The organism is Acidovorax sp. KNOB132 (assembly GCF_057541515.1).
Genome location: NZ_BAAJYT010000128.1, coordinates 1 through 10,277, shown reverse-complemented (window position 1 = coordinate 10,277; position 10,277 = coordinate 1). Strand labels below are relative to the sequence as shown.

Here is a 10,277-nt window from a genome sequence, read left to right as displayed (position 1 = left end):
CACGGGGCTGCGCCAGCGCAGGCCGGCGCCCACGCCCACGCGCGGGTCCAGGTCGCCCGCGCGGTCGGCCACGGCGCCGGCATCGATGAACATGGCGGTTTCGAAATCGGTGCGGTTGCCGCGGAACTCGATCGGCCGCTGCCATTCCGCGCTGGCCACGGTCAGGTAGCGGCCGCCATACAGCTGGCCGTTGGAGGTGCGCGCCCCGATCTCGCGGTAGCCGTAGCCGCGCACCGTGGTGTCGCCCCCGGTCAGGAACAGCGTGGTCACCGGGATCTCGGCCGCGCGGCGCGCAAGCACTGCGCCGCCTTCGGCGCGCAGGGCCAGCCGGCTGGTGCGGGTGACGCCTTCGCCCATGTCCACGCGGCCCATGGGGTAGAACGACTGCCACCGCAGGTAGGCCCGCACGAAAGGGTCGCGCTCGGGCCGCAGCGTGGTGCCCACGCCCAACTCCGCGGCCAGGCCGAAGCCCCGCGTGGGATTGGTGGTGTTGTTGAAGTAGCGGCCCGTCCAGCCGTAGTTGGCGCTGATGGCCGCGCTGGAGGGCGGCGCGTCCGTGCCCTGGCTCTTGGCGGTGTCGTGCTGCAGGAAATAGCTGCGGTCGATGTGGTCGGTGCTCTTGCTGCGGCCGCCCCGCAGGCGGCTGCTGTTGACCTCGTAGTCGCCCGTGGTCTCGCGCTGCACCTGCGCGCCGGTGAACCAGCGCCAGCCGTCCTCGCCGGGCAGGTCGGTCCAGTCGGTGGACAGCAGCTTGTTCTTGCGGTCCACCGAGACCTTGCTGACGGCGCGCCAGCCGATGCCGGGCAACTGGTTGTGGATGTGGTCCACGCTCAGCCGCGGGCCGCTGTCGGTCGACAGGCCCACGCCGAACACCACCTTCTGCAGGGGTGCCTCGCGCACCTGGGCCACCACGGGCGCGGCCTGCGGGTCGGTGCCGTCGGTTTCCAGCGAGAGGAACACGGCGTCGTAGTAGCCGCTGCTGGCCAGCCGCATCTGCGCATCGAGCAACTGGGCTTCGCTGTAGTCGGCGCCCGTGGGCAGGCGGGCAATGCGGCGCGCACCGTCGGCGCTGTAACGCTCGCCGCCCTGCACGCGCAGCGCGCCGAAGCGGTAGGGCGGTCCGGGGTCGTAGGTCACGCCCAGCTGGGCTTCGTTGCGGTCGGCGTCGATTTCCGCGCGGCTTTTGGCGATGCTGGCGGTGGGATAGCGGGTGGCCTGCAATTGGCGCAGGCCCTGGGATTTGGCGCCGTCCCAGGCGTCCTGCGTGAAGGGCTGGCCGGGTGCGAGCGACCAGCTGCGCTGTACGCGCGCGCGTCGGTTGGCGAACTGGGGTGAATCGGCCTCGGCGCCGGTGAAATCGATGTCGGCGCGGGCCACGCGGGTCTGCGGGCCGGGCTCCACCTCCACGGTGATGGTGCGCGGCGCGCCGGCGCTGCCGGGCGTCTCCTGCATCGTGATGGTGAGCGTGGGGCTGAAATAGCCCAGGGTGCCGAGCAACTCGCGCGCGTTGGACTCGGCCGCGCCCAGCAGGCGGGTGATCTCGCTCGACTGCAGGTCGGGCAGCTGGCGAAAGCGCTGCAGCTCCATGTGCCGCGTGAGGTATTCGCGCACGGCATCGGGTGCGCGCACTTCGAGCGAGAACGCATCGGGCCCGGTGCCGGCACCGGCATCGGACTGGATGGTGTTGTTGTCCACCGTGCCTTCCTTGGCGCCCGGCAGCAGGCTGCAGCCCTGCAGGGCCACCAGGCTCGAAAGCAGCAACGCCGGCCACAAGGCCGGCGTCGGAAATCGTCTCGAAGAATGCGTTGCGGGGAGGGACACGTAAAAGAGGGCTTGGTGGGGCTGGAAGGGGTGGCTGCCAGGCCGTCGCATCCGGGGTGCGCAACGGCAATTGGGGGCACTATGGCCTGAAAAACGCACCGCCGCTGTCAGACAGCGGCGCGCGCTGGGTGGTCCCGGCGGTCAGGCGGTCACTTGGACAGCAGCCGCATGGTTTCTTCCAGGCCCTTGAGCGACAGCGGATACATGCGCTGGCCCACGATCTGCTGGATGATGCCGATGCTCTGCCGGTACTGCCACACGCCCTGAGGCTCGGGGTTGATCCAGGCGAACCGGGGAAAGGCATGGATCAAACGCTGCAGCCACTCGGCGCCGGCCTCTTCGTTGTCGTATTCCACGCTGCCGCCGGGCTGCAGGATCTCGTAGGGGCTCATGGTGGCATCGCCCACGAAGATGAGCTTGTAGTCCTTGTTGTACTTGCGGATGATGTCCCAGGTCGGAAACTTCTCGGCGAAGCGGCGGCGGTTGTTCTTCCACATGAAGTCGTACACGCAGTTGTGGAAGTAATAGAACTCCAGGTGCTTGAACTCCGTCTTCACCGCGGAAAAGAGCTCTTCCACGCGCTGCACGTGCTCGTCCATGGTGCCGCCCACGTCCATGAGCAGCAGCACCTTCACGTTGTTGTGGCGCTCGGGAACCATCTTGATGTCCAGGTAGCCCGCGTTCGCCGCCGTGCTGCGGATGGTGTCCGGCAGATCCAGCTCCATCTCGTGCCCTTCGCGAGCGAATTTGCGCAGCCGCCGCAGCGCCACCTTGATGTTGCGCGTGCCCAGTTCCTGCGTGTCGTCGTAGTCCTTGTAGGCGCGCTGGTCCCACACCTTCACGGCGCTCTTGTTCTTGCCCGCGCCGCCGATGCGCACGCCCTGCGGGTTGTAGCCGCCGTGACCGAACGGGCTGGTGCCGCCCGTGCCGATCCACTTGTTGCCGCCTTCGTGGCGTTCCTTCTGCTCTTCCAGGCGCTTCTTGAGCGTCTCCATCAGCTCGTCCCAGCCCATCTTCTCGATGGCGGCCTTCTGCTCGGGCGTGAGTTCTCGCTCCAGGATCTTGCGCAGCCAGTCGGCGGGGATGTCCTTGCGGAAGTCGGCCACCATCTCCACGCCCTGGAAGTAGGCGCCGAAGGCCCGGTCGAACTTGTCGAAGTGCTTCTCGTCCTTCACGAGCACGGTGCGCGCGAGGTGGTAGAAGTCGTCCAGGCTCCAGGCGTCCTCGGAGTTCGGGCCTACCACGCCGGCCTGCAAAGCCTCCAGCAGGGTGAGGTATTCCTTCACCGAGACCGGCAACTGGCCGGCGCGCAGGGTGTAGAAGAAGTCGATCAGCATGGGTTGAAGCCTTTTAGCCCTGTGGCGCTTATTCCACTAGGGCATGCTGCTGCAAAAGGTATAGCAACTGGGCTTTGGCTTCCGGCCATTCGCCCGAGCGCATGCTGTACATCACCGTGTCGCGGATGGTGCCGTCGCGGCGCAGCGCGTGGCCGCGCAGCACGCCGTCTTTTTTTTGCACCCAGGCGCTCGATGGCGCGCTGCGAGGCGAAGTTGTAGTTGTCGGTGCGCCAGCCCACCACGTGGCAGCCCAGCGTGTCGAAGGCGTGGCCCAGCAGCAGCAGCTTGCACGTGGTGTTGACGTGCGTGCGCTGCACGCTCTTGGCATACCAGGTGAAGCCGATCTCCACCCGCTTCACGGCCGGCACGATGTCGTGGTAGCTGCTGGTGCCCAGCACTTGGCCCGTGTCTTCCTGCACCACGGCGAAGGCGAAACGGTGGCCTTGCTCGCGGCCGGCCAGGGCGGTCTCGATGTAGGCGCGCACGTCCTGCGGCTCGGGGACGGAGGTGATGCGCAGCGTCCACAGCGCGCCATCGGTGGCCGCGGCGCGCAGGCCCTCTTCATGCGACAGCGCGAGGGGCTCCAGGCGGATGCCGCGATCGCGCAGGGTGACGGGTTCGACGAAAGCCATGGAAAGAATCACTCCTTGTCGCTGGGCGCGCGGCTGGCGCGCCAGCGCCGTGCCGCTTGCAGGCCGAAGCCGCCGCCCAGGCCCACGAGGGCGATGCCCGCCAGGCTGGACGGGCCGTAGCCCGAGGTGAAGATGTCAAAGCCCAGCAGGTGGCCGATCCAGTAGCCCGCGAGCGCGCCGCCCACGAAGCCCACGGCGTCGGACAGGCCTTCCATCAGCAGGCGGCGTGCGCTGCTCATCGCGGGCCCTTCATCGGTTGCGCTGGTTCATGAAGACCAGCTTCTCGAAGAGGCCCACGTCCTGTTCGTTCTTGAGCAGGGCACCCACCAGCGGCGGCACGGCGACCTTGTGGTCGGCGCTTTGCAGGGCTTCGAGCGGAATGTCTTCAGCCACGAGCAGCTTGAGCCAGTCGATGAGTTCGCTGGTGGACGGCTTCTTCTTCAGGCCCGGCAGGCCGCGCACGTCGTAGAAGGTCTTCATCGCCACGGCGAGCAGTTCGGCCTTGAGCGTGGGAAAGTGCACGTCGACGATCTTGCGCATCGTCTCGGCTTCGGGGAACTTGATGTAGTGGAAGAAGCAGCGGCGCAGGAACGCGTCGGGCAGCTCTTTTTCGTTGTTGGACGTGATGAAGACCAGCGGCCGGTGCTTGGCGCGGATGAGTTCGCGCGTCTCGTAGCAGTAGAACTCCATGCGGTCGATCTCGCGCAGCAGATCGTTCGGGAATTCGATGTCGGCCTTGTCGATCTCGTCGATCAGCAGCGCCACGGGCTGGTCCGCGGTGAAGGCCTGCCACAGCACGCCCTGCACGATGTAGTTGCGGATGTCCTTCACGCGCTCGCTGCTGTCGGCATCGCCCAACTGGCTGTCGCGCAGGCGGCTCACGGCGTCGTATTCGTACAGCCCCTGCTGCGCCTTGGTGGTGGACTTGATGTGCCACTGCAGGAGCGGCATGCCCAGCTCGCGCGAGACCTCTTCGGCCAGCATGGTCTTGCCGGTGCCGGGCTCGCCCTTGACGAGCAGCGGGCGCTGCAAGGTGATGGCCGCATTCACTGCGAGCATCAGGTCCTGGGTGGCAACGTAACTCTGTGAGCCTTGGAATTTCATGGGCCGTAAATAGGGTAATCGTTGATAAAAGGCCTGGAAAGGCGCTGGCTATAATCGTTTTCTGCCCGAGCACCGACAAACTTCCACGAGATTGTGCGCGCAAAATGAACAAGAAGTTGACCACGATATTTGCCCTGGCTGTCGCTTGCGTGACCGCGGTTTCGCAGGCCCAGGAGACCAAGGGCGATGCCAAGGCGGGCCAGGGCAAGGTCGCCATGTGCATCGGTTGCCACGGCATTCCGGGCTACCAGGCCAGCTTTCCCGAAGTGCACAAGGTGCCCATGATTTCGGGGCAGGGCGAGCGCTACATCGCTGCGGCCCTGAACGCCTACAAGAAGGGCGACCGCAAGCATCCGACCATGCGCGGCATTGCCGACTCGCTCACCGACCAGGACATCGCCGATGTGTCCGCGTACTACGCGGCCCAGGTGCGCGAGGGCGCCAACCTGCCGGCCAAGCCCACCCGCGAGCCGAGCGTGCAGGTGGCGCAGCTGCTGCAAAAGGGCGCGTGCGTGTCCTGCCACGGCGATAACTTCGCCAAGCCCATCGATCCGTCGTATCCCAAGATTTCAGGCCAGCATGCGGACTATCTGTTCGTGGCGCTCAAGGCCTACAAGGCCGACCCGAACAACGCGCACCTGGGCCGCTCCAACGCCATCATGGCGGGCATTGCCAAGCAGTTCACGAATGCCGAGCTGAAGGCGCTGGCGGGCTACATCGGTTCGCTCGACGGCGAGCTGCAGGTGGTGCCTCAGTCGCGTTTTCGCTGACCGTCGCGCACCGGGGCCTCGCCCCGCGGCTGTTCGTCCCAGCCCGCCTTCTGGCGGGTTTTTCTTTGGCTGGAGGATGGCTCAGGTCATGCCATGGGACGGGTGCGCAGGAGGGCCGGTAGAGGGTTTGATCCGCGTGAAGGGGCGTTATATTTTGGTGATGCCTGTCTTTCGTTCCATCCCATCAACGCACCTTCACGAGGCCCACGCATGAGCATTTCCGTCGCCAATCGCCTGCTACAGAATTCCTCTGCTCTGTCGGAGTCGGGGCGGCTGGCCCTGGCCTTCGTGGATGGCGGGCTGCAATGGCTGGACTGGGCGATCACTTCGCTCGATGCGCGCTACCACTTTCCCGACGAGACCGCCCTGGTCGATCACATACAAAAGGGCCTGCACGGCTCCCCCTTGGCGCTGCTGCCCGCACTGGGGCTGCGGATCGGCCCTGTCAAACTGATGACGCTCGGGGTGGGTGACCTTCGCGCCCTGGCGCTCGCCGAACTCGGCGATGCCAGCCCTGCGGTGGACGCGCAGGTTCAGCGCGTCCTGCGCGACCACCGGCTTCTGGTGGCCGTGGATCTGCGCCGCGCGCAGGCGTTCCTGGCGTCGCTGGGAGTGGCAGAGGCCCCGGTGTTCCAAAGCCTTGAATTCACCGACTGGGTGGCGTTGTGCGAGTTACCCGACGGACCTTTTGGCGGCGCAGCCCCGTCGCAGGCACTGCTGGAGGAGGCCGCGCGCTTCAGTGTGACCCAGGCGCGCACGCCCAGTGCGTTCGCCGACTATTACCGCGTCTATCTGCACTTGGCCACCCAGTGGCCCGGTCTTGCACAGGCGTCCGCCGAGCAGCGCAGCGGGGCTGCGCAAGCGGCGCTGCAGGCCGTGTTGCCGCGGCTTCTCGGCGCGCTCGATGGTCCGACGCTGAGTTCGGTGCCCATGCCTGCGGTGGAGGTGCACATGGCGGTGCGCAACTGGTTGGCGATGGGGCGGCGCATCGGCTTTCCGAGCCTGTCCGAGGGCGTCCGCTGCATCGTCGAAAGCGGGCACTACCGCGGCGAGACCGGCGATGCAGCCGCGCGGAGCGTTGACGCGGCCCTCCAGCAGGCGATGGAGGTGCTGAACTCCAATGACCTGCGGTCGGCGCGGCTGGGCCAGGACGGGGCGACGATGACCGTCCCGGCCGGGTCCGAGAAAGCGCAGATTGAACTGCAGGTGTCCAGCGCAGGCCTTGTTTCTCTGAAGCGCCTGGGCGCCGCCGCATAGCCGGCGCTGCAGGCCCGTCCGGCGCCTGACGGCCCCGTCACTCGCGCGGGGACAGGTCCAGAAGTTCCAGCGGTGCCGGCCGGCCGAAGTGGTAGCCCTGGGCCTGGGCGCAGCCCATGGCGCGCAATTGGCGGGCCTCGCCCTCGGTTTCCACGCCCTCGGCCACCACGGCCACGCCGAACCCCTTGGCGATGTGGAGCACGGCGGTCACGATGGCCGCGTCCTGGGGCGAGTGCAGCAGGTTGCGCACGAAGCGCTGGTCGATCTTCAGGCAGTCGAACGGCAGCCGGCTCAGGTAGGCCAGCGAGGAATACCCCGTACCGAAATCGTCGATGGCGATCTTCACGCCCAGCGCGCGGATGGCGGCCAGGCGCGCCTGCGTCACGCCGTCGTCTTCGATCAGCACCGATTCGGTCAGCTCCAGCGTGAGGTGGTCCGGCGGAAGTCTGCTGTCGCGCAGCACCTGCTGCAGCGTGGCGGGAAAGTCCGACTGGATGAGCTGGCGCGCGGACACGTTCACATGGATGTCGAATCCCTCCGGCAGACGGGGCAACTGGTCCGCGATGGCCTGCGTGGCCGCGCGCAGCACCCAGTCGCCCAGGGCCAGGATGAGGTCGGATTCTTCGGCGATGGGAATGAACGTGCCGGGCGGTACCAGCCCGCGCGTGGGGCTGTTCCAGCGCACCAGGGCTTCCGCCCCTGTGACGCGCCCGCTGGCCAGGTCGATCACGGGCTGGTAGTGCACGAGGAACTGGCCTTTTTCCAGCGCCTGGCGCAGTTCGATGGCGAGCCGCGTGCGCTCCATCGACTGCTCGACCATGCAGGGCTCGAACACCACGCACTGGTTGCGGCCGCGCCGCTTGGCCTCGCCCAGCGCGATGCTGCCGTTGCGCAGCCATTCCGCCAGATGCTCGCCCGCCAGCGAGCCCGCGACCACGCCCACCGAGGCATTGAGCATGACCTCGTCCGCCCCCACGGAAAACGGGGTGGAGAACAGGCCCAGCACGGCCTTGCCGATGGTGTCTTCCGCCACCGCGTGCCCGTCCAGGTGCAGCAGCGCGAATTCGTCGCCGCCCAGCCGCGCTATCAGCACGGTGGCTGGCAGGTGCTGGCGCATGCGCTCCGCGATGGCCTGCATCAGCCGGTCGCCGGTGCCGAAGCCCACGCTGTCGTTGATGGCGCGAAACGCATCCAGCCCCACCAGGCTCAGCACGGCCCAGCGCGGGGATTTCCAGTCGGCTTTCTCCAGCAGGCCGCGCCGGGTGAGCAGGCGGGTGAGGGGGTCGCTCAGCAACTGCTCGCGCATCTGCTGGAAGGACTGGCGCAGCCGGTCGGCCATCTGGTTGAAGGCCTGGATGAGCGTCGTGGTCTCGCGCAGCGCGCTGGTGTGCGGCAGCAGGCCCGGTTCCCAGTCGCCGCGCGACAGGCGGTTGGCGGCGTCGGCCGTGAGCAGGATGGGACGCGCCACGCGCTGCACCGCCCATAGCCCCAGCAGCAGCCCGAGCAGGGCAATGCCGCTCGCCGCCAGAATGGAACGGCGGCTGATGACGCGCGTGTCGCCCAGCAGGTCGGACTCTGGGAGCAGCACGACGATGCGCCAGTCGATGCCGGGCTGCTGCGTGAACGGGGTCACGCGGGCGAAGTAGCGTTCGCCGTTGTGCGCGAACTGAAAGTCGATGCCCGCATCGGAGCGGGCGTGGGGCAGGGCGGCGGCGGCGGCGCGGATGGGCGCGCTGGCGCTCCGGCCGGCGGTGAGCCGCTCCCGCTCTCCGCCGCGCGGGGCGGGCTGCTCCGACAGCACCGAGCCGCCCTCGGACTGCGCCACCAGCCGCTGCTCCGTGTCCAGGATGAAGATGTGGCCGTTCCCGCGCAAGGGGTCGTCCCGCAGGAACTGGTTGAGCGTGTCCAGGCGCACATCGGCCTCCATCACGCCCACCATCTGGCCGCTGGCGATCACGGCGGAGGCGGCCGAGATGGTCACATCGGCGCGCTCTCCGGCCGTGGTGTAGATCGGCGACCAGCCCGCGCGCCCGGACCGGGCCACGGGCACATACCAGGGCCGTATGCGCGGGTCGTAGCCGCGGAACGAGGCCGACACCGCGTCGGGCGTGCCGCTCTGGTACACGTGCATCAGGCCCTCGGTCGAGCGGTCCTTGAGGATGAGCCGAAAGCCGTCCGCTTCGCGGCGCATGCCGGTGTACTCGCCGTCGCGGCTGCCGAAGCTCAGCAGGCTGATCTGCCGCTCGTCGCGGTACAGGGCGTCGAACACGGCGCGCAGGTGTTCGTGGATGGGCCGCATGTCGCCCGGCTGGTACAGGCCGTGGCGGCCGATCGCATCGGCGATGTCGCGCTGGATCTCGAAGGGCCGGGAGAGAAAGCGCGACAGCCGGTCCCGGGCGGTGAGCGTCACGGCGTCCAGCAGCCGCACGCTTTCCTGGTCGATCAGGTGGCCGATCTGCCGCTGCTGCGTGAAGGCATGCAATGCCACGGTGGCCGCGAACAGCACGGCGAACGGGACGGCAATGGCGGTGCGCAGCGAAATCTGCCACCGGCGCATGTCAGGCCCCCTGGTCGGGTGCGAGGGCACCGCGGGTGCGTGGGCACCGTGCACGGTGCGGCCTGGCCCGAGGAGCTGCCGCGGCCGCGGGCGACGCTGCCAGCCGGTCAGCGATCTGGAGGGCGGTTCTGGACATGGCGGCGTGCGGCAGACAGTGAGCCCTCAGTCCCGGGTGGCGCGCCGCTGCACGCAGGCGACATATGCATCGCCATCGGGCGGGCGGCCGGAACGCTGGCTTTCCCACAGCATCTGTCCCAGGCATTCCATGGCGGCATGGTGCGCATCGAGCAGCGAGTCCTTGCGGGCGGCCAGCAGTTCGACCGCCTGGCGGATGCCGCGGGGCTGGTCGATGCTGCACTGCTCGCTGATCGACAGGTGCATGGACAGATGCAGGAAGGGGTTGGTGCGGTCCGGCGTCTCGTCGTAGTTGCGGGCCAGGGCTGCATCGACATCGGCCAGATCGGCGTGGTATTCGGGGTGCTCTGCGATCCAAAGGCTGGCCAGGGTCTCGATGGCTTCCATGGGCTGGCCGGCCTGGGATTTGGCGTACACGGCGCAGAAAAAGCGCCGCACATCGGCTTGGGACGGATTGAACATGGCAGCCAGCGTAGCACGGGCAAAGCGGGTTTCAGGCAGGGGTTGCACGGGAGGAAACCGTGCATTCCGGCATGCGGTGCGCCGCTGCGCCCCGCATCGCCGGCGCGGCCGGCCGCAAGCTGTCAGAAGGTCTCCCAGTCGTCGGCGTTGTGCTTGCCGCCTGCTGCGGGCGCTGCTGCTGCGGCGGCGGGGGGGCGCGGCG

General features: G+C 68.0%; 8 protein-coding genes and 1 pseudogene. 2 read left to right on the top strand and 7 right to left on the bottom strand.

Features of this window, described 5'->3' with window-relative positions; translation table 11 throughout:
- The 5 genes and pseudogenes from AC27IO_RS15580 to AC27IO_RS15560 all read right to left on the bottom strand — a co-directional run.
- On the bottom strand, positions 1-1,872 hold a 1,872-nt coding region (locus AC27IO_RS15580), incomplete at its 3' end, for an autotransporter assembly complex protein TamA (RefSeq protein WP_498739558.1).
- Positions 1,873-1,970: 98 nt separating this feature from the next.
- Positions 1,971-3,158, bottom strand: coding sequence for a vWA domain-containing protein (locus tag AC27IO_RS15575; RefSeq protein ID WP_284429383.1), 1,188 nt, complete (start codon positions 3,156-3,158; stop codon positions 1,971-1,973).
- A gap of 28 nt (positions 3,159-3,186) precedes the next feature.
- Positions 3,187-3,790, bottom strand: a pseudogene (locus AC27IO_RS15570) (GNAT family N-acetyltransferase).
- 8 nt (positions 3,791-3,798) lie between these two features.
- Complete coding sequence (locus AC27IO_RS15565; protein WP_284393299.1) at positions 3,799-4,029, bottom strand: hypothetical protein; 231 nt, start codon at positions 4,027-4,029, stop codon at positions 3,799-3,801.
- Positions 4,030-4,039: 10 nt separating this feature from the next.
- A complete protein-coding gene (locus tag AC27IO_RS15560) occupies positions 4,040-4,894 on the bottom strand; it encodes an AAA family ATPase (protein WP_284393300.1) in 855 nt (284 codons plus the stop codon).
- Between the two features lie 104 nt (positions 4,895-4,998).
- On the opposite strand from AC27IO_RS15560, the gene AC27IO_RS15555 reads away from it, so the two are divergent.
- Together AC27IO_RS15555 and AC27IO_RS15550 are read left to right on the top strand one after the other, a co-directional pair.
- Entirely contained in the window at positions 4,999-5,664 is a 666-nt protein-coding gene (locus AC27IO_RS15555) for a c-type cytochrome (protein WP_284427035.1), read from the top strand.
- 210 nt (positions 5,665-5,874) lie between these two features.
- A complete protein-coding gene (locus AC27IO_RS15550) occupies positions 5,875-6,921 on the top strand; it encodes a hypothetical protein (RefSeq protein ID WP_498739555.1) in 1,047 nt (348 codons plus the stop codon).
- Positions 6,922-6,958: 37 nt separating this feature from the next.
- Here the strand turns inward: AC27IO_RS15550 and AC27IO_RS15545 are convergent, their stop codons facing one another.
- Together AC27IO_RS15545 and AC27IO_RS15540 are read right to left on the bottom strand one after the other, a co-directional pair.
- A complete protein-coding gene (locus tag AC27IO_RS15545) occupies positions 6,959-9,478 on the bottom strand; it encodes a bifunctional diguanylate cyclase/phosphodiesterase (protein ID WP_317356267.1) in 2,520 nt (839 codons plus the stop codon).
- A 162-nt stretch (positions 9,479-9,640) separates the two neighbouring features.
- Entirely contained in the window at positions 9,641-10,075 is a 435-nt protein-coding gene (locus tag AC27IO_RS15540) for a DUF1841 family protein (RefSeq protein ID WP_284393307.1), read from the bottom strand.
- Between the last annotated feature and the right edge of the window lie 202 nt (positions 10,076-10,277).